Origin of the sequence: Enterobacter sp. SES19, assembly GCF_011765665.1 — a bacterium.
In the GTDB taxonomy this organism is placed as follows: domain Bacteria; phylum Pseudomonadota; class Gammaproteobacteria; order Enterobacterales; family Enterobacteriaceae; genus Enterobacter; species Enterobacter pseudoroggenkampii.
Genome location: NZ_CP050320.1, coordinates 1005593 through 1025189, shown reverse-complemented (window position 1 = coordinate 1025189; position 19597 = coordinate 1005593). Strand labels below are relative to the sequence as shown.

At 56.7% G+C, this 19597-nt stretch carries 21 protein-coding genes; 6 read left to right on the top strand and 15 right to left on the bottom strand.

Going from position 1 to position 19597, the window contains the following annotated elements; all coding sequences use genetic code 11:
- Positions 1–19 precede the first annotated feature (19 nt).
- A complete protein-coding gene (gene phoB, locus GXP72_RS04790; protein ID WP_008503265.1) occupies positions 20–709 on the bottom strand; it encodes a phosphate response regulator transcription factor PhoB in 690 nt (229 codons plus the stop codon).
- A 187-nt stretch (positions 710–896) separates the two neighbouring features.
- Here phoB and sbcD point away from each other — a divergent pair, with 187 nt between their 5' ends.
- Positions 897–2102 carry an exonuclease subunit SbcD gene (sbcD, locus tag GXP72_RS04785; RefSeq protein ID WP_208763553.1) on the top strand — a complete coding sequence of 402 codons (1206 nt, stop codon included), beginning with the start codon at positions 897–899 and terminating at the stop codon, positions 2100–2102.
- Entirely contained in the window at positions 2099–5230 is a 3132-nt protein-coding gene (sbcC, locus tag GXP72_RS04780) for an exonuclease subunit SbcC (protein WP_208763552.1), read from the top strand. The genes sbcD and sbcC overlap by 4 nt, the downstream gene beginning before the upstream one ends.
- A 66-nt stretch (positions 5231–5296) precedes the next feature.
- On the opposite strand, the gene mak is transcribed toward sbcC, so the two are convergent.
- The gene (gene mak, locus GXP72_RS04775; RefSeq protein WP_148768940.1) at positions 5297–6202 is read right to left on the bottom strand and encodes a fructokinase; all 906 of its coding nucleotides are present in this window, start codon (positions 6200–6202) and stop codon (positions 5297–5299) included.
- 123 nt (positions 6203–6325) lie between these two features.
- Here mak and rdgC point away from each other — a divergent pair, with 123 nt between their 5' ends.
- Complete coding sequence (gene rdgC, locus GXP72_RS04770) at positions 6326–7240, top strand: recombination-associated protein RdgC (protein ID WP_023310540.1); 915 nt, start codon at positions 6326–6328, stop codon at positions 7238–7240.
- A 47-nt stretch (positions 7241–7287) separates the two neighbouring features.
- Here the strand turns inward: rdgC and ppnP are convergent, their stop codons facing one another.
- The 5 genes from ppnP to GXP72_RS04745 all read right to left on the bottom strand — a co-directional run bounded on the left by ppnP (position 7288) and on the right by GXP72_RS04745 (position 9924).
- Complete coding sequence (gene ppnP, locus GXP72_RS04765) at positions 7288–7575, bottom strand: pyrimidine/purine nucleoside phosphorylase (RefSeq protein ID WP_008503270.1); 288 nt, start codon at positions 7573–7575, stop codon at positions 7288–7290.
- A 71-nt stretch (positions 7576–7646) separates the two neighbouring features.
- Positions 7647–8324, bottom strand: a complete 678-nt coding sequence (locus GXP72_RS04760; protein WP_024906791.1) for an AroM family protein — start codon at positions 8322–8324, stop codon at positions 7647–7649.
- 237 nt (positions 8325–8561) lie between these two features.
- Entirely contained in the window at positions 8562–8753 is a 192-nt protein-coding gene (yaiA, locus tag GXP72_RS04755; RefSeq protein WP_023334675.1) for a protein YaiA, read from the bottom strand.
- A 44-nt stretch (positions 8754–8797) separates the two neighbouring features.
- Positions 8798–9322: a shikimate kinase AroL gene (gene aroL / locus GXP72_RS04750; RefSeq protein ID WP_032646138.1), complete on the bottom strand. Its 525-nt coding sequence runs from the start codon at positions 9320–9322 to the stop codon at positions 8798–8800.
- A gap of 143 nt (positions 9323–9465) precedes the next feature.
- The gene (locus GXP72_RS04745; RefSeq protein ID WP_010428006.1) at positions 9466–9924 is read right to left on the bottom strand and encodes a YaiI/YqxD family protein; all 459 of its coding nucleotides are present in this window, start codon (positions 9922–9924) and stop codon (positions 9466–9468) included.
- A 97-nt stretch (positions 9925–10021) separates the two neighbouring features.
- On the opposite strand from GXP72_RS04745, the gene proC reads away from it, so the two are divergent.
- Entirely contained in the window at positions 10022–10831 is an 810-nt protein-coding gene (gene proC / locus GXP72_RS04740) for a pyrroline-5-carboxylate reductase (RefSeq protein WP_024906789.1), read from the top strand.
- Positions 10832–10847: 16 nt separating this feature from the next.
- On the opposite strand, the gene adrA is transcribed toward proC, so the two are convergent.
- The 6 genes from adrA to GXP72_RS04710 all read right to left on the bottom strand — a co-directional run bounded on the left by adrA (position 10848) and on the right by GXP72_RS04710 (position 16516).
- Positions 10848–11951, bottom strand: a complete 1104-nt coding sequence (gene adrA / locus GXP72_RS04735; protein ID WP_208763551.1) for a diguanylate cyclase AdrA — start codon at positions 11949–11951, stop codon at positions 10848–10850.
- Positions 11952–12053: 102 nt separating this feature from the next.
- On the bottom strand, positions 12054–12374 hold the full coding sequence (gene psiF / locus GXP72_RS04730; protein WP_023334671.1) for a phosphate starvation-inducible protein PsiF: 321 nt from the start codon (positions 12372–12374) through the stop codon (positions 12054–12056).
- A gap of 89 nt (positions 12375–12463) precedes the next feature.
- Positions 12464–13879 (bottom strand): alkaline phosphatase, encoded by a 1416-nt coding sequence (phoA, locus tag GXP72_RS04725; protein WP_090418067.1) that lies wholly within the window; start codon positions 13877–13879, stop codon positions 12464–12466.
- Between the two features lie 99 nt (positions 13880–13978).
- Positions 13979–14239 (bottom strand): anti-adapter protein IraP, encoded by a 261-nt coding sequence (iraP, locus tag GXP72_RS04720; RefSeq protein WP_024906786.1) that lies wholly within the window; start codon positions 14237–14239, stop codon positions 13979–13981.
- A gap of 210 nt (positions 14240–14449) precedes the next feature.
- Positions 14450–15664, bottom strand: coding sequence for a multidrug efflux MFS transporter (locus tag GXP72_RS04715; protein WP_024906785.1), 1215 nt, complete (start codon positions 15662–15664; stop codon positions 14450–14452).
- Positions 15665–15832: 168 nt separating this feature from the next.
- Positions 15833–16516, bottom strand: a complete 684-nt coding sequence (locus tag GXP72_RS04710; RefSeq protein WP_208763550.1) for an extensin family protein — start codon at positions 16514–16516, stop codon at positions 15833–15835.
- 103 nt (positions 16517–16619) lie between these two features.
- Here GXP72_RS04710 and ddlA point away from each other — a divergent pair, with 103 nt between their 5' ends.
- Positions 16620–17720 (top strand): D-alanine--D-alanine ligase, encoded by a 1101-nt coding sequence (gene ddlA, locus GXP72_RS04705; RefSeq protein ID WP_208763549.1) that lies wholly within the window; start codon positions 16620–16622, stop codon positions 17718–17720.
- Here the strand turns inward: ddlA and GXP72_RS04700 are convergent.
- Positions 17717–17953 (bottom strand): DUF2754 domain-containing protein, encoded by a 237-nt coding sequence (locus tag GXP72_RS04700; protein ID WP_208763548.1) that lies wholly within the window; start codon positions 17951–17953, stop codon positions 17717–17719. The two genes, ddlA and GXP72_RS04700, sit on opposite strands and share 4 nt — an antisense overlap.
- 247 nt (positions 17954–18200) lie before the next feature.
- On the opposite strand from GXP72_RS04700, the gene GXP72_RS04695 reads away from it, so the two are divergent.
- Positions 18201–18500 carry a DUF2755 family protein gene (locus GXP72_RS04695; RefSeq protein WP_024906782.1) on the top strand — a complete coding sequence of 100 codons (300 nt, stop codon included), beginning with the start codon at positions 18201–18203 and terminating at the stop codon, positions 18498–18500.
- Here GXP72_RS04695 and GXP72_RS04690 read toward each other — a convergent pair.
- On the bottom strand, positions 18497–19594 hold the full coding sequence (locus GXP72_RS04690) for a DUF1615 domain-containing protein (RefSeq protein WP_048990432.1): 1098 nt from the start codon (positions 19592–19594) through the stop codon (positions 18497–18499). The genes GXP72_RS04695 and GXP72_RS04690 overlap by 4 nt on opposite strands.
- Between the last annotated feature and the right edge of the window lie 3 nt (positions 19595–19597).

The following is a 19597-nucleotide window of genomic DNA, read 5'->3' as shown; positions in this document are numbered from 1 at the left end:
GTCACACTCCTGTCATTGTTCAGAAACGGGTAGAAAAACGATAACCCGTGCCGCGGACCGTCTGCACCATGCGATCGTGGCCGCTCAGTTCCAGTGCTTTTCGCAGGCGGCGAATATGTACGTCAACCGTCCGGTCTTCGACATACACGTTAGTTCCCCAGACGTTATTCAGCAACTGCTCGCGGCTGTACACGCGTTCCGGGTGGGTCATAAAGAAGTGCAGGAGTTTAAATTCGGTAGGCCCCATGTCGAGGGGATTTTCACCGGTCATTACGCGGTGTGAGGTGGGATCAAGGCTCAGCCCCTGCATCTCAATCACCTCTTCCACCGCCATCGGCGAAATACGGCGCATCACGGCTTTAATGCGGGCGACCAGCTCTTTGGGGGAGAACGGTTTGGTAATGTAATCGTCCGCACCGGTCTCAAGACCGCGCACGCGATCCTCTTCTTCTCCGCGCGCCGTGAGCATCACAACCGGGATGTCGCGGGTCAGCGCCTCACGCTTCAGGTGTTTGATAAACTGCAGTCCGGAGCCGCCAGGCAACATCCAGTCCAGCAGAATCAGATCGGGCCAGGGTTCATTCAGCTGGTTCACTGCGCTGTCATAATCTTCCGCTTCAACCGGCTGGAAACCGTTTTGCTCGAGCACGAAGCACACCATTTCACGAATTGGAGCTTCATCTTCTACGACCAGAATACGTCTCGCCATACTTTGCCCTGTCTTATCTTATTTAAGTTACAAGTTTGTAATTCGGCGCCATTATGCGTCAGATTTATGACAGATTTATGAAAAACAGTACCACGATAACGGGCAAACCGTTGTTTTATTACAGCGGTTATTTTCCCTTCTCTGAACGTTTATAATCCTGCTTTCTCTTTTTTGCCACGGATCAGCTATGCGCATACTTCACACCTCGGACTGGCATCTGGGTCAAAATTTTTACAGCAAAAGCCGTGCGGCTGAACATGAAGCGTTCCTGAACTGGCTGCTGGAAACGGCCCGGACGCACGAGGTGGACGCGATTATTGTGGCGGGTGACATCTTTGATACCGGCTCGCCCCCCAGCTATGCGCGTGAGCTGTATAACCGCTTCGTGGTGAATCTGCAGCAAACCGGCTGTCACCTGGTGATTGTCGCCGGCAACCATGATTCCGTCGCCACGCTCAATGAATCCCGCGATATCCTGGCATTTCTCAATACCACCGTGGTCGCCAGCGCCGGGCACGCCCCACAGATCCTGAAAAAACGCGACGGCTCGCCGGGCGCTGTGCTGTGTCCGATACCGTTTTTACGTCCGCGGGACATCGTGCAAAGCCAGGCGGGGCTGTCGGGTGCAGAAAAGCAGCAACATCTCTTACAGGCCATCACCGACTATTACCACCAGCAGCACGCCGAAGCCTGTGCCCTGCGGGGTGACCAGTCTATTCCGGTGATTGCAACCGGGCATCTCACCACCGTCGGGGCCAGTAAAAGTGACGCCGTGCGTGACATCTATATCGGCACGCTGGATGCCTTTCCGGCGCAGAACTTCCCGCCAGCCGACTACATTGCGCTCGGGCATATCCACCGCGCGCAGGTTATTGGCAGCAGCGAGCACATCCGCTACTGCGGCTCCCCCATTTCGCTCAGCTTTGACGAAACGGGCAAAGCCAAATCCGTGCATCTGGTGAGCTTCAGCGAGGGAAAACTCCGCGCCGTCGAGACGCTGGAAGTACCGGTCACCCAGCCGCTGGCGGTGCTGAAAGGCGATCTCGATGCCATCACCGCCCAGCTGGAACAGTGGCGCGGTGCTGAACAAGATCCCCCCGTCTGGCTGGATATCGAAATCACCACCGATGACTACCTGCACGATATGCAGCGAAAAATCCAGGCGCTGACCGAAGATTTGCCGGTAGAGGTCTTACTGGTCCGCCGTAGCCGCGAGCAGCGCGAGAAAATTCTGTTAAGCGCTCAACGTGAAACGCTCAGTGAACTGCGGGTTGAAGAGGTGTTTGAACGCAGGCTCTCGCAGGAAGAGATTGACGACGCGAAGCGCGCAAGACTCAGCGAACTGTTCAGCCATACCCTGCATGCGCTCAATGATGAGGAAGAAAACGCATGAAAATTTTGAGCCTGCGCCTGAAAAATCTCAACTCACTCAAGGGCGAGTGGAAAATTGACTTTACCGCGGAGCCGTTTGCCAGCAACGGGCTGTTTGCCATCACCGGCGCGACCGGGGCAGGAAAAACTACCCTGCTCGACGCCATCTGTCTGGCGCTTTATCACGAAACGCCGCGACTGCAGAAGGTCTCTCAGGCGCAAAACGATCTGATGACGCGCGACACCGCCGAATGCCTGGCAGAAGTGGAGTTCGAGGTAAAAGGCACCGCCTATCGCGCCTTCTGGAGCCAGAACCGGGCGCGCAACCAGCCGGACGGGAACCTGCAGGCACCGCGCGTGGAGCTGGCGCGCTGTGAAGATGGCAAAATCCTGGCCGACAAAGTGTCGGATAAGCTGGAGCAAACCGCCGCGCTCACCGGGCTGGACTACGGGCGCTTTACCCGCTCGATGCTGCTCTCACAGGGGCAGTTTGCCGCCTTCCTTAATGCCAAACCGAGCGATCGTGCCGAGCTGCTGGAAGAGCTGACCGGCACCGAGATCTACGGCCAGATTTCCGCCATGGTGTTTGAAAAACATAAAGCCGCCCGCAGCGTGCTTGAAAAGTGCGAGGCGCAGGCGGCGGGCGTCGTTCTGTTGAGCGAAGAACAGCAGCAGCAGTTACAGCAAAGTTTGCAGGCACTTACTGACGAAGAGAAAACCCTGCTGGTTCAGCAGCAAAGCCAGCAGAAAGATTTTCAGTGGCTTACGCGTCATGATGAGCTCGTGCGCGAGCAACAGCGCGTCACCGCGACGCAGCAGCAGGCGCAACAGGCGCTGACGAACGCTGCGCCAGAGCTGGCAAAGCTCCAGCTTGCTCTGCCCGCCGCCCAGCTTCGACCGCTCTGGGAACATCAGCAGGAGCAAACCGCGCGTCTGGCACAGACACAGCAGCGAATTATCGAAGTAAATACTCGCTTACAAGCCAGAACCGCGCTGCGCTCACGTATCCGCAATACCGCCCTGCGTAACCACGAGCAGCTTCAGACCGAACTGACGGCGCTGGCGCAGTGGCTGGCGGAGCACGAGCGCTATCGGCTGCTGGGCCAGGAGATTGCCGGCTGGCGCGCCCAGTTCTCGCAGCTTAACCGCGATAAAACGCAATTAGCCTCGCTTGCTGCGCGGATGAGTGAATTACGCAACAGGCTGGCTGAGATGCCGGAAAATGCGCTGACCCTGACGGCGGATGAGGTCAGCGCGGCCATGGAGCAGCAGTCCCGGTCACGCACGCTGCGCCAGCGGCTAACGTCGCTGCATGCCCGCTATCAGCCGCTGCAAAAGCGCCTGCGCCAGAGCGGTGAAAGCGTGCAGAAGGCCCAGGCCGAACAAAATAAACTCAATGAAACGCTGACGCTGCGCCGCCAGCAGTACAAAGAGAAACACCAGCACTATCTGGACCTGAAGGCCCTGTGCGAACGTGAAGCGACGATTAAAGACCTGGAAAGCTATCGTGCCCGGCTTGAGGCCGGCAAACCCTGTCCGCTGTGCGGCTCCAGCGAGCATCCCGCCGTTGAGCAATACCAGTCGCTTGAGCTGACGGATAACCAGCGCCGCCGTGATGCCCTGGAAAAAGAGGTCGCCGCGCTTAAAGAGGAAGGCCTGCTGGTGCTGGGACAGGTTAATGCCCTGGCTCAGCAGATCCAGCGCGAGACAGACGAAGTTCAGACGCTCTCTCAGGAAGAGCAAGCACTCACTAAAGAGTGGATAGAGGCCTGTGCTTCCCTGAATATAGCGTTGAATATTCAGGAAGATATCACGCCATGGATGAACGAGCAGGAACAGTACGAGCGCCAACTTTATCAGCTCAGCCAGCGTCTGACCCTGCAAAACCAGTTGAACGAGCAGGAAGCGCAGGAGCGACAGTATCAGCAGCAGCTGACTACCGCGCGCCAGGCGCTGGAACACGCCCTGCTCTCGCTATCACTCAACGTACCTGAAGACGGAAATGAAGCCGCCTGGCTGCACGCCCGCGAAGCGGAATTCTCGCAGTGGCAGGAGAAGCAAACGCAGCACGGCGTGCTTCAGGAACGCATAAACGCCCTGAAGCCGCTGCTCGACGCGCTTCCGGCAACGAAAAGCGCAGACGCCGAACCGGTTGTTCCTGATAACTGGCGCGACATCCACGACGAGTGCGTGTCGCTACAGAGCCAACTGACCGCGCAACAGCAGCAGGAGACGCTGGAGCAAGAGCGTCTGCAGCAGTCGCAGACGCAGTTCACCGCGGCGCTCTCGGCAAGCTGCTTTGCCGATCGGGACGCGTTCCTTGCCGCGCTGTTGGATGACGACGCTATTCGCCACCTCGAACAGCTGAAACAGTCGCTGGAAAGCCAGATACAGCAGGCCGCGGCCCTTTCCGGCCAAGCTAACCAGCAGCTGCAGGCTCATCTGGCGCTGCGGCCGGAAGGGCTCGACGCCGATGCACCTGCGCTGCAAAGCCAGCTGCAGCAGCTGGCGCAGCGGCTGCGCGAGAACACCACGCATCAGGGCGAGATCCGCCAGCAGCTTAAGCAGGACAGCGATAACCGTCAGCACCAGCTGGCGTTGATGCAGCAAATTGAAGAGGCCGCGCGCCAGGCGGACGACTGGGGGTACCTGAACGCGCTGATCGGCTCCAGCACCGGCGACAAGTTCCGTAAGTTCGCCCAGGGGCTGACGCTGGACAATCTTGTCTGGCTCGCAAACCAGCAGCTTAACCGTCTGCACGGGCGTTATCTGCTGCAGCGTAAGGCCAGCGACGCGCTGGAGCTGGAAGTGGTCGATACCTGGCAGGCGGATGCGGTTCGCGATACCCGTACGCTCTCGGGCGGCGAAAGCTTCCTGGTCAGCCTGGCGCTGGCGCTGGCCCTTTCCGATCTGGTGAGTCATAAGACGCGGATCGATTCCCTGTTCCTGGATGAAGGGTTCGGCACGCTCGACAGTGAAACGCTGGATACCGCGCTGGATGCGCTCGACGCGCTGAACGCCACCGGGAAAACCATCGGCGTGATCAGCCACGTTGAGGCAATGAAAGAGCGCATTCCGGTGCAGATTAAGGTGAAGAAGATCAACGGCCTGGGGTATAGCAGGCTGGATAAGGTGTTTGCGGTGGAATGAATGGGGGGATCGTGCGGTCTGATGCCCTCACCCTAACCCTCTCCCACAGGGAGAGGGAATAAACGTTTATTCTGGCCATAACCACGCCGCGCCGCGCACGCCGCTGGAGTCCCCGTGCAGCGCTTTGCGGATCGGGGTTTCGCATTCACCGCCGAAGACCCACTGTTTCACCAGGTTCGGCACCGTGGCGTACAGCCGATCGACGTTGCTCATGCCCCCACCCAGCACTATCACGTCAGGATCGAGAATATTCACCACGTGGGCCAGCGATTTCGCCAGCCGCATTTCGTAGCGGCTAAGCGCCAGTTCGGCGACAGGATCCTGTTCTTCGACCAGACGCATGATTTCGTTGCCCTTGAGCGGCTGGCCGCTCAGACGGCGGTAGTCGGTCGCAAACCCGGTGCCGGAGATAAACGTCTCGATACAGCCTTGTTTTCCGCAGTAGCACGGAACTTCAGCGCGGTATTTAAGCTCGTCTTCATCCATCCACGGCAGCGGGTTGTGTCCCCACTCGCCCGCCGTGCCGTTGCCGCCGATATGGGCGCGCCCCCCGAACGCCACCCCCGCGCCGCAGCCGGTGCCGATAATAACGGCAAACACGGTCTGGGCACCCGCTGCCGCGCCGTCGATGGCCTCAGAGACCGCCAGGCAGTTGGCATCGTTGGCCAGACGCACGTCCCGGTTCAGACGCGCGCTTAAATCTTTATCAAACGGCTGGCCGTTGAGCCAGGTGGAGTTAGCATTTTTAACCACGCCGGTATACGGCGAGATCGACCCCGGGATCCCCATCCCGACGCTGCCAGTTTGCCCAGTCGCCTGCTCTGCCATCTCAACCAGCCTGGCAATCGTCTCGATAGTCTGGTGATAATCATCGCGCGGCGTCGGCAGACGATGGCGAAACAGCTGCTCCCCCTGCTCGCTCAGTGCGATAACTTCTGTTTTGGTGCCGCCCAAATCGATCCCAATACGCACAAGACTCTCCTCATTATTTTGATTATCAACAGAGTAGAAGCACGCTTCCCGATTAGCAATGCAAGCGATGCGACAATTCGTTATCATGCCCGCTGATTTAACGACAAGGCCGTGGAAATTATCATGCTGTGGTTCAAAAATTTGATGGTTTACCGTCTCAGCCGCGACGTTTCGCTGCGTGCAGAAGAGATGGAAAAACAGTTAGCCGCTTATACCTTTTCCCCTTGCGGTAGCCAGGATATGGCGAAAACCGGTTGGGTTCCGCCAATGGGTTCACAAAGCGATGCACTGACCCACGCCAGCAGCACGGGTCAAATCATCGTCTGCGCCCGTAAAGAAGAGAAAATCCTGCCGACGCCGGTGGTTAAGCAGGCGCTCGAAGCGAAAATTTTCAAGCTGGAAGCCGAACAGGGCCGCAAGCTGAAAAAGACCGAAAAAGATTCGCTGAAAGACGAAGTGCTGCACTCCCTGCTGCCGCGCGCCTTCAGCCGCTTTAGCCAGACCATGATGTGGATCGACACCGTCAACGGGCTGATCATGGTGGACTGCGCCAGCGCCAAGAAAGCAGAAGATACGCTGGCCCTGCTGCGCAAAAGCATCGGCTCGTTACCGGTCGTGCCGCTGGCGCTGGAAACGCCAATTGAGTTAACGCTGACCGAATGGGTACGCAGCGGTGCTGCGGCACAGGGTTTCCAGATCCTTGATGAAGCCGAGCTGAAAGCCCTGCTGGAAGACGGTGGCGTGATCCGCGCGAAGAAGCAGGATCTGGTGAGCGACGAGATCGCCGTACACATCGAAGCGGGTAAAGTGGTCACCAAACTGGCGCTCGACTGGCAGCAGCGTATTCAGTTCGTGATGTGCGACGACGGCTCCGTGAAGCGTCTGAAGTTCTGCGATGAGCTGCGCGATCAGAACGAAGATATCGACAGGGAAGATTACGCCCAGCGTTTTGACGCGGACTTCATCCTGATGACCGGCGAGCTGGCCGCGTTGATTCAGAATCTGGTGGAAGGTCTCGGCGGCGAAGCGCAGAGATAACGGGCAAAACGTAGGCCGGGTAAGCGTTAGCGCCACCCGGCTTTTTTTTATTTCAGGTAGCGGCACAGATAAGAGGTAGGCTCAGCCACCTGCAAATGAAATTCGCTGTGGCCAGGGACGTTGAAAACTTGCCCGGCAGCGTAAACTTTCCATTCCGTTTCACCTGGCAGCAGGACGTTCAGCGCGCCGCTGACCACCGTCATTTCTTCCGCTTCCGCGGTGCCAAAGGTGTATTCCCCTTCCGCCATTACGCCGACACTGGCGCGGCCAGTGCTGCTGCTGGTAAAACCAATGGATTTCACTTTACCGGAAAAGTATTCGTTACTCTGAAGCATGAACTGGCCCTTATATTTTTAGATAAAAATTCACTATAGGGGCCATGCTCATCACCTGTCACGCAAAATCATTACATGAGGAGTTCCGAGGCCAGGCGAGCCATCAGAACGTTGGATAACAGCACCGGCACATCCAGCGCTTTTTGCAGCAAATCACGATGATGCTGGTGGAACCCCAGGCAGTCCAGGATCAAGACATCTGCCCCTCTCTCCAGCAGTTCCTTCCCGGCAGCAATGAGTTTAGCGTCACTGTCCCAGAACGGATTTGCCAGCGCATACAAGGGCACTTTTTCCAGCACGTGCCATTTTGCCTCCTGGTTATCCATGAGCTCCTCAATGGGAACAATCACCCCCACCTGATGACCATCAACAATAGAGGCCACCAGCGGCGGAATGATGCGCATCGGTTCCAGCAAAATCGCATTACGCGCCGTGAGACCTTTAATGGGGGCAGTACTCATCAGCAAAATAACGTCGTAACCTTGATTATCGAGCACTTCTATCACGCCCTGCAGCGAGCGCTCGATTTTCTGGCGTGAAACGTGCGCCAGTTTACCGTCACTTAATAACGTCGCCAGGGGATCCTCCCCCGCCTCGACAGCGTAGTCTTCCATGACCTCTTCCCGACTCATCTTCCCCAGCAGGCTGAGATGCGTTATCTGTTGTTCAGATACGTGCTCGGTTAAGAGCGGTAACACTTCGCTTACAGGGACCACACCAATGGTGAGGATCGCCAACGTTGCCTTCATTTTTATCGCCTTCCATTACTCCAACATCGTGTACACAGGTACAGGCTCACTACGCTGCACAGTTCATTTTTTCAACAAAACAGCACCAAGCGTAGCAGGTGATCCCGACGTCGAAATGTAAAGATCGCCTGCCGATACCGGAGTTACTTGTAATAACTAAATATTAACTCCTGCTTAACTTTCCCGATGAGTAAAAAGTGTGATTCAGGCACGATCCTGGAGCGTTTAGGAAAACATTCAGGTTATGTCGGGATCTTCATAGCGCCGTTTCGCATCCAGCGCTTCCTGCTCAGTCTCGTGTTCACTGATCAGCGAGTCCGGTTTTGGGTGATCCGCACGCAGTTGATACCAGGTCACGGTATGACCCGTATGGCCTTTTTCAACGGTAACAATGCGCGCTTCACGCGGATAGGGAGGTCTGGTTGGCATAGCTCATCCTTTTTTTATGTCTGAGCTATAAGTATAGACGCCGCTTAGCTGGCACACGCCAAACGCAGGGCGGTAATAATCTGAATCACAACGTCTTCGGGAGTGGCTGACGCATCCACCACGTGGTGAGCCGCTTCGCGGTATAACGCATCGCGTTCGGCCAGCACTTCACTCACCTCTTCGTTGAGTGGCCTGGAGGTCAGCGCAGGGCGTTGCCCCTCTTCCGGAAAAGCTTCCAGACGCCCTACCAGAGCCGACACCGGCGCGCTGAGATAAATCACGATCCCCTTTTCGCGCATAAAGTGACGATTACACTCCGCCAGAACAATGCCACCCCCGGTCGCGATCACGGCAGACGGGGAAGTGACCGCTTTCAGTGCGGCGGTTTCGCGTGCGCGAAAGCTTTCCCATCCCTCTTGCTCAACGATCTCAGCGATGGTTTTTCCGGCCTCGGTTTGCAGCCAGTGGTCGGTATCAACAAACTGGCGATGACACACGCGTGCCAGCTCCAGGCCAACGGTGGTTTTCCCACAGCCGCGGGGGCCAACTAAAAAGATGGGTTGGGTCATGCCAGGTGTTCCCCTTGATGCCGAATGGCTGAAGAGTGTAAAGAAATAATTGCAGAAGATGTTTCGTTTACTTTACTGCAAAGCGGTACGGGATGACAACCCTGTGGAGGCCACACTGTACCACAAATTGACAATAATTATCATTACGCTGTGCGGCGCTTCACTTCCAGCAGCCATTTATCCAGTTCGGCAGCGAACTGCTGGCGATCGCGCTGGGACAAGCTGTCCGGTCCACCGGTCTGCACGCCGCTGGCCCGCATCGTATCCATAAAATCGCGCATGGTGAGCTTTTCCCGAATGGTCGAAGGCGAGTAACGCTCCCCGCGCGGATTGAGTGCCGCCGCCCCTTTCTCGAGCACTTCAGCGGCCAGCGGAATATCCGCCGTGATCACCAGATCCTCCGCGCTGCACAGGCGAACAATTTCGTTATCCGCCACGTCGAACCCGGCCGGCACGCGCAAAGAGCGGATGAACCGCGAAGGCGGTACGCGAATGTTCTGGTTTGCCACCAGCGTCAGCGGCATCTGAACGCGCTCGGCGGCGCGAAATAAAATCTCTTTAATCACATTCGGACACGCGTCCGCATCAACCCAAATCGCCATATTGTCTCCCCATAATGACTCTGTCGACTATTGTCGCCTGCATTTCGTTGTTAAGCTATCAATCAGAGAAAACAACGCATAATGACGGAGAATCGTGATGGACAAGAAAATCGGGTTTATCGGCTGCGGTAACATGGGCAAAGCCATCCTGGGCGGTCTGATCGCCAGCGGGCAGGTGCTGCCGGGTCAGATTTGGGTCTATACCCCGTCACCGGACAAGGTCGCCGCATTGCGCGATCAGTACGGGATCAACGCTGCCGAAAGCGCGCAGGAAGTGGCCCAGGTCGCCGATATCGTCTTTGGCGCCGTCAAGCCGAACATCATGATCAAAGTGCTGAGCGATATCACCTCCAGCCTGAACAAAGAGACGCTGGTCGTGTCGATTGCCGCGGGCGTCACGCTCGATCAGCTGGCGCGCGCGCTGGGCCACGACCGCAAAATCGTCCGTGCGATGCCAAACACCCCTTCACTGGTCAACGCCGGCATGACCTCCGTCACGCCTAACGCGCTGGTGACCACGGAAGAAGTGGCCGATGTGCTGAACATTTTCCGCTGCTTTGGTGAAGCTGAAGTGATTGCCGAATCGATGATCCATCCGGTGGTCGGCGTGAGTGGCTCAGCCCCTGCCTATGTATTCATGTTTTTAGAAGCGATGGCCGACGCCGCCGTGCTTGGCGGAATGCCGCGCGCGCAGGCGTATAAGTTCGCCGCGCAGGCCGTCATGGGCTCCGCCAAAATGGTGCTGGAAACCGGCAAACACCCGGGTGAACTGAAAGATATGGTCTGCTCCCCGGGCGGTACCACCATCGAAGCGGTGCGGGTGCTGGAAGAGCGCGGGTTCCGCTCGGCGGTCATTGAAGCGATGGCAAAATGCATGGAAAAATCAGAGAAGCTGAGTAAATCCTGATACACTCCATCGGGCGTCAGGCCGCCACTTCGGTGCGGCCACGCCCGGCATTTTTCGCCCTGTAGAGCGCCACGTCAGCCGCCTTCAGCCATTCCCGATAATGTCCAAACTGCGGTCCCCAGGGGGCAACGCCTACGCTGATGCGCAGCGCTTCTTTTGGCGCGCACGGTAACGTCAGGTTTTCCAGCCGCTCATGCAACCGCGACATCACGGCGATGGCGCTTTCCGCTGCTGTCTGGGACATGATCACCGCAAACTCATCCCCACCAAACCGGCCGATAGCATCGCCTGACCGTACTGACCGCTGGAGCTGGCGCGTAATAGCAATGATCGCCTCATCGCCCACGTCGTGCCCCCAGGTGTCGTTGATGTTTTTAAAGTGGTCGATATCAATCAGCAGTATCGTGGCGGTGCTGTGGTCGCGCCGACAATGCTCAAATTCATTTCGCAACAGCATTTCCCAGTGTCGGCGGTTAAAGACCCCGGTCATGCCGTCCCGGGTGCTCATCATTTCCAGCCGCTGCTTGTGCTCAGCAAGCCTGACGGCGGTGCGGTGGCTGAGCCAGGCAAACAGCATAGGATAAAATACGAGAACAGGCAGCGTTAAGCCCCACTCCACCGGGTCGGGGTTAAAGACGGCCACGCGGCCGACAAGCGGCAGCGTCACCAGCGCGGAGAGCAGGGTCAACAGGATCCCCGGAATAAACAGACGACAACCGCCGGAGCCCATCATATTCATCCCCACCATCATCACCAGCGCTGCCGTGGGTAACGCATTCATCCCCATCACGCCTATCCAGAGCCCGGCAATAATGGCATCTATTTTAAGATTGAAAGTTTCCTGCTGATGAGGTGACGTGGCCCGGCAGGATAGCTGCCAGGCGAAATGGGGCCAGACGAACGACCACCCCACCAGTAAAAGCCACCAGCCTCCGGGTAAAAAATGGGTGACCAGTATTCCCGCAACCGGGAAAAACATCGCCGCCAGCCCCACGGCGCGCGCCAGCCTAACTCGCCGGGCAAACTGAATGCCAGCGCGGTGAGGGTCATCCTGAGAAAGGGTTAAATTCCACTCTTCCCGAATGCGCTTTTTGTTGTAATACGTTTCATCATTCATCATTTTTGGGAATATTCTGAAACATTTTCCCAAATTATAGAGAGGGGGTCTGCGGGGAAAGTATGAAATTTCGGGTGAGCCGCCGGAGCCGCTCACCCGTTAGAACTACACTTTTTTCTTCAGGCAGGCACTCATGAACTTGCTGCGGTCGTCCCCTTTCAGGGACTGTTCGGTTGCCTTCGCATTACACTCGCGCATTTTTTGCTGCTGCGGGGTCAGGCTTTTTTCAGCCGGCTTCGCGGCGCCGTTTTTGAGGCAGTCGCTCATGTAGGTCTTGCGAGCATCGCCCTTCAGACTCTGAGACGTCGCCTGTTGATTACAGGTGGTCATACGCTGCTGCTGCGGCGTTAACGTTTTCTCTTCCGCGTTCGCCGATGCGACCAGGAACAGGCCGGAGAGCAGAGTAACCAGTAATGTTGTTTTCATTGCACCATCCTTTTGTGAACATTCCCTGTAAGTCTGGTTCGTGACAGGGAAAAAACCAGCCGACAGATGTGATTTCCGCCGGGATTTTATCATTTCAGACCCAGCGCCGCCTTCATGGTGTAGAACAGATCCGTTTGATCCGTCAGGCCTACCACGTTGGCCGCATGCGGACCGTAGGCGGCAATGCGCAGCTGGGTGCCCGTGTGCTCCATGGACTCTTCTTCAGAGTTGCCGTAGCTCATCACCATGACGGAGCCGTCTTTGGTGTTCAGCGCCTGCGTCAGGCCAGGGGCTTTGGTATCTGGCGGAATGATCTGGCTGGCGTGCGCATGATCCGCGGTGACGATCACCAGGGTGTTACCGTCTTTTTTCGCGAACGCGAGCGCCTTCTGCACCGCTTCGTCCAGATCGACGGTTTCACCAATCTGACCGCACGGATTCGCAGCATGATCCTGTTTATCAATCGACGCGCCCTCAACCTGCAGGAAGAACCCTTTTTCGCTCTTGCTCAAAAGAGAGATCGCTTTATCGGTCATCGCCGCCAGCGTCGGAATGCTGTCCGTACGTTTCGGGTTCGGCGTACAGGTCACCGCAGGCTGATCGATGTTGCCGTGATACGAGGCTTTTGGTCCTTCCCAGCGCACGGGCATGTTGCCGTCAGAGAACAGCCCCAGCAGCGGCTTGTCCTGGTTCGCCTCGCTTATCGCCGCCAGAGCATTTGCGTCACTCACCAGCTGATAGCCGCGAGCCTGCGCCTGCTCGCGCAGCGTTTTGCCCTGCCACTCGCCCGCCGTCGCGGTTTCCGCGAAGGTTTTCGCGCCGCCGCCCAGGGTCACGTCAGGACGCGCGTTCAGCAGCTGTTCCGTAATCGAGCCTTTGCCGCCTTTTTCCAGCGCATTCGTTGGGCATTTTTCGCTGGTCACTGACGGGCCGTAGCATTTACGCGATGTAACGTGCGCCACCAGCGCCGCGGGCGTTGCATCCTGGAGTTCAGCGGTGGAGACGTTGCCGGTCGCCAGGCCCGCCGCTTTTGCCATCTCCAGAAGGGTTTGATGATCTTTTTCGTGAATATCCACGCCCAGCGCGCCATTATAGGTTTTCACGCCGGTGGACCACGCCGTGGCAGAGGCCGCGGAGTCCGTGACGTAATCCGGTTTACCGGTTTTTTTATCCAGCGCGTAATGGGTATATTGTCCGGTCAGCGGTAAGGCATCGATACCTTTAAAAAAGCCGCCCGCTCCCTCGGCATAATTCCGCGCCGCCGTGATTTCGGAATCGCCCATTCCATCGCCAATCAGCAGAATAATATTTTTCGCCGGCTTATCATTCAGCGAAGCGCGAATAGCGGCAGTTTGATCTTCTGATAAACGGCGCGCGCCGCCAGGCTGGGTGATATCCCCTTTTGCCGCACGATTATCCAGCACGCTGGTTTGCGTCGTATCAGCATAAATGGCAGGGGTAATTAACAGGGGAAGTAATGCAATGAAAAGTGCGCTCTGTTTCAATTTATTTTCTCCATGTACAAATACATAAAAATAAAAACAGAGCGACTATAGGCATCCTGCATGACAATTCTATGACACGTCGTTACGTCCTGTGACGGTTTAGCTGCGCGGATGCCTTAACAGCTTCTTTACGTACTGGTGGAGCATCTCGGCATCCTCAACCGGAACCTGCGATTCAGGCCTGACGCTGTCCAGCGCACCTTCCACGCTCTCTATCAACGCCTGTTGATCGGTTTTTGCCATTTGTCGCAGCAGCGCGGTGACGACAATTTCAAGTGCTTCGACCTGAGCCACCAGCTCTTTTGACTCTTCTTCCTTTTGTGCCAGCTTAACCAGCAATTCAGCAATGAGGTTTTTCATCGTGCCAGTTCCTTTTTCAGTTTTGTCTGACGTTATCACTCTGAATCCCTATTGCAAAGAGAAGATATTAATTATGGTATGCAAAAGTGACACAGGAACAGAAATAAAGAGGCAGCGCCGTGATCGAAACGTTTTTCTATAAAAAGAAGCCGCATTTTGTTATATAAAAATGCGGCGACCATAAGAATATATAATACATCTGCGAAATTGTTATCTCGCCGATTTGGCCTCCGCCATTTGTCTGCGGCGTCGCAGCGCAATAGCCAGCTGGATAATATTGATTAAAACGACAATCGCTGTCGCCGCAAATACCCAGCGAAAACCGGCCATCGCGGAAACGGATGCGCCAATAAGCGGACCGGCAACATTCCCCAGATACATAAATGACTGGTTATATCCAAAAATACGCCCCGTCACCTGGTCGCTGGAATATTTAACCAGCAGGGTCTGCACCGCAGGCAACATGGCGCCATCAGCAAACCCGAGCAGAAATCGCAATACGCCAAGCTGAAGCGGAGAGGTGACAAACGACATCGCGAAGAAGAGTACCACCGCAAAGATCAGCGTCGCCATCAGGATGCGCGCCGTGCCGATCCTGTCACCCAGTTTGCCCAGACGCGGCGCGGAAATCAGGGCGGATACGCCCGGCACGGCGGCAATCATGCCGCTCAGAAAAGCGATATTGGTGCTATCCGGCTCCATCGACTTGATAAACAGCGCCAGAATCGGACCGACCGAACCGTTACAGAGCTGGATCACCATGGTGGTTACAAACAGGCTGATCATCAGCCCCGGATAAGGCAGCGAGGCGAAAACGGCCTTGCCGCTCAGGCGTTCAGATTTACTGATAACCGGACGGCCCCCCTCTTTAATCAGAAAGAGCGTCACCAGAAAACTGACCACCAGCAGAACCGCAGTGATGATAAATACCGCGCGCAGTCCGACGTGGTCCGCCAGAAAGCCCCCCAGCAGCGGACCGCCGATGACGCCGCTGATCTGTGCCGTGGAAAGCGTACTCAGCGCCCAGCCGCTACGCTCGCGCGGCACCTGAGAGGCGACCAGTGCCATGGCATTCGGAATGTACCCGGATGTCAGCCCCATCACCGCGCGCAGGAAAAACAGCTGCCAGACGTTAGTGGCGAAGGCCTGCAGCAGAATGGCAATCGCCATCCCGAGCGAGGCGCGCAGCAGCATCAGTTTTCGGCCTTTCCGATCCGCCAGGCTGCCCCACATCGGTGACACAATGGCGGAGACCAGAAACGTGACGCTGAACGTCAGACCGGACCACATGGAGAGCGCTTCATGCGAAGTCACCCCCAGCTGCGAGACGTACAGCGGCAGGAACGGCAGGATCTGGCTGATGGCCAACCCGGTGAAGAAGCAGCCGAACCAGACCGAGATGAGATTAACTTTCCAGGATTCCATAAAGAAATAGTCTTCATTTTTAGGCGAATTCGCCGTCAGATTAGCAAGTTACGCGTTTTGACGTCGCACCAGAGATGCGGCCTGACTGACTTTGGTGTTTTATCTTCCCAGTCATCATATTTGTGAAATAAGTCACAATTCATCCATTTTCTGGCGGAATATTATGCTTCACCGACAGAGTCCGAAACCGCGCATGCCCAGATGAAAATGGTTGGAATGCGCCGCGTTATACTCCGGCCCCAGGCCGTTTCCGTAGTAGCTGCAGCTTGCCGCCAGCATGGCCTTCAGCCATGGCTGCGTTGTTGCCGCCTTCCAGCCGTTCATCACCGTGACGCGTTCACCGTTCGCCAGACGAAAAGCGGCAATATCCAGCGCCTCAGCCGTAGCATGTTCACTGCGTCGCGCGTCAGGGCGGTGGTAAATATTGCGGCAGGCAAAGCTGCCGAGATGATCGATACGCGCCAGGTCGCTGCCCGTATAGCGTTTTGTCAGCGGCCGGGCCTGCTGGCTGATAAAGAGGGCTGAGCTGAGCGCCAGCGGACAGCTGGCGAGAAAACTGCTGTTCAGGCCGACCGGACCGAAGTCACGCACGCGTACAACGTTGTTAAGCGGACACGCGCCGCCGCTGTCAGCCACCGGCTGGGTGCGGATGAGATCTCTTTGGTTAGCCTGCGAAAGCAGGCTCGCGCACGCCTCGGGGGTTAAGCGCCGAAGCTTATACTGGGTGATTCGACCCGGCGGGTCCTCAAGCGTCAGCGGCATGAAAGGGTTGTAGTAAGGCGGCAACCAGCGGTAACCCACCGTTGCGATGGCCAAAATGATAAATACGGTCAGCAGCGTTTTTCCTTTCACTCTCCCCCCTCAACATTCCCCAAAACATTATGGCAGAAGGCCGCGAAACCCGCCGGGCATCGTGGTATGTTATTGGCTTTTCGTCAGACTGGAAGAGAGTGAGATGGCTAAGCAGCGCGTAGGTATTGTCTTTGGGGGAAAATCAGCGGAGCACGAAGTGTCATTGCAATCGGCCAAAAATATCGTTGATGCGATCGATAAAAGCCGCTTCGACGTGGTGCTGCTGGGCATTGATAAACAGGGCCAGTGGCATGTTAACGATGCCAGCCAGTATCTGCTGAATGCTCACGATCCGGCACACATCGCCCTTAATCCTTCGGAAGTGAGCGTCGCCACCGTACCCGGCGTCGTGAAGGGGCAGCTTATCGACGCCGGCAATGCACAGGCTCTCGCCCAGATCGACGTTGTCTTCCCTATCGTTCACGGCACACTGGGCGAAGATGGTTCCCTGCAGGGAATGCTGCGCATGGCCAACCTGCCGTTCGTCGGCTCGGACGTCCTCGGCTCTGCCGCATGCATGGACAAAGACGTCACCAAACGCCTGCTGCGCGATGCCGGGCTGAACATTGCGCCATTCGTGACCCTCACCCGCGCCAACCGCGACAAACACAGCTTCGCGCAAATTAGCGGAGAGCTGGGTCTGCCGCTGTTTGTGAAGCCTGCAAACCAGGGCTCCTCCGTGGGCGTCAGCAAAGTGACCAGCGAAGCTCAGTTCACTCAGGCCGTCCGCCTGGCGTTTGAGTTCGACCATAAAGTGGTGGTTGAGCAGGGTATCAAAGGCCGTGAAATTGAGTGCGCCGTGCTGGGCAACGATTTCCCACAGGCGAGCACCTGCGGAGAGGTGGTGTTAAACAGCGACTTCTACTCGTACGACACCAAATACATTGATGACAAAGGCGCCCAGGTTGTCGTGCCTGCGGATATCGATCCGGCGGTTAACGATAAGATCCGGGCGATCGCCATTCGCGCTTATCAGACGCTCGGCTGCTGCGGCATGGCGCGCGTGGATGTGTTCCTGACGCCGGAAAACGAGGTGGTGATCAATGAAATCAATACGCTGCCGGGGTTCACTAACATCAGCATGTATCCGAAACTGTGGCAGGCAAGTGGCCTGAGCTACCCGGAATTGATCACCCGCCTGATCGAACTGGCGCTGGAGCGTCACGCCGCCGACAGCGCGCTTAAAAGTTCCGTAAACGGTTAATCGGCGCGCTTCGCCGACTCCGCCTCATCCGCTGTCGTCTCTTCAGGACGACGGCGGATAATCAACCCCGCCAGCCAGAAACTGATCACCCAGGTCACCAGCCCAACGGCATACGTTTGCCAGCCTTTTGCCTCAAACCCCAACAGGCCCACAACACCGTTAAGAATAAAGATCAGCCCGATAGCGAAGGCGTAGTAGTGCCAGTCTCGGCGTAGTTTGGACGTGAGATTCATAACAACTCCGGCAGGAAAAAAAGACATCCTCTCACAGATTTACGGCCAGGTCTGTGGCAGATACGGAAATTCTGAAACGCGACGCAATTTCAGTTAAGTCATGAAATTGTGATGTGCTGCAGAAATCAACAATCCAGGAGGATTCCGGCGCGTAAATTACCACGATTCTGATATTGACAAATGCGATGACCTGTCAAACTCACCCTGTACGAAGCGTATTAACAGAGCGATTTATCCGGAGGTCATCATGGCTGACTTTACATTGTCGAAACCGATTTTTGGCGGAAAACCAAAAACCTCCACGGCGGGTAATATCGCGTATGCCCTGTTTGTCCTGTTCTGCTTCTGGGCTGGCTCACAGCTGCTCAATATGCTGGTCCATGCGCCAGGCGTTTATGAACACCTGATGCAGGTACAGGATAACGGACGCCCGCGAGTTGAGATTGGCTTTGGCGTCAGCACCCTGTTCGGCCTGATTCCCTTCCTCGCGGGATGTATGATTCTGGGCGTGGTGGCATTAGCGCTGCGCTTTCGCCGTCGCCGTTAAAGCCCCATACAGCGAGCCCGGCGATCGTCCACGCGTTTTGCGAACCACGCGGTGGTCAGGTTACGCGTGATCTTCGGGCTTTCCAGCTGAATGCCCGGCAGGATAGCCCTCGGTAACGTTTTCCCGCTTTTCTGCTCTGCGAGCGCAAACACCTTCTTGTACAGATCCGTTTTCTCAAAGGCCAGGCTATCGCCTTTCTCAAGCTGACGGCGAATGTCGCTGTTGCTCAAGCCAAGCGTTGTCGATAATTTCCGTACGGCAAGCTCAGTGCTTCCCGCCTCGCTGCTGCCGTAAGCGATGAGATCGCCGTCCAGCGCGAGCTTAACGCCGCTTGCGCGGCTGACCGCACTCTGGAATGCCGCATTACGGCTGGCATACCAGCCGGCGTTAAAGTCGGCAAAGCGGTACAGCGGCTCATCGTAGTTCGCCGGGTAGTTCAGCAGGTGATACGTGCCGAACCACAGCCCGCCGCGCAGGGAGAAGACCTCCTGGCGCACCGTACCGTCGATTTTCCACGGATAGCCGTCGGTGTGTTTCTCCGCGAACGCGATGCTTACCTGCATTGGGCCTCCGGTGTGGACCGGGTTCAGTGAGCCAAACAGCTTCTGCCCCATTGGGACCATGCTGATGAAATCATCAAAGATGGCGCTAAGCTGTTTTTCGGTTTTCACCGTATCCAGCCGTTCGCTGTAGCTTTTGCCGTTCGGTGAGGTGATTTTAAGCGCGGTATGCACGAGGAACACCGGGATGTGCATGGACTCCGCGCGGCGGTCGATCTCTTTCCAGGCGATTTTATTCAGCCCCGGCACAGCCGGGTCTGACTGGTACATCGACTCCTGCTGCGCCACCGCCAGCACCGAACAAATGTTCTCCTCGGTCGGCGCGATCTTTTGGCTTTCAAAAGTTTTTGCCAGCGCGTCTGCCCACGCATTGCGATCCTTCACGCTGGCGGGCATTTTCTGCCGCACAACGCTTGCCACATCGACGGGCTTCTCCCCCTTTTTGAGCGGAGCAGCCCCTTTTTCGGCACAGCCTGCCAGCACAAGAGCGGCCAGCAAGGACAAGGGTAACGCGCGCGGTACGGCAAAAGACATAGC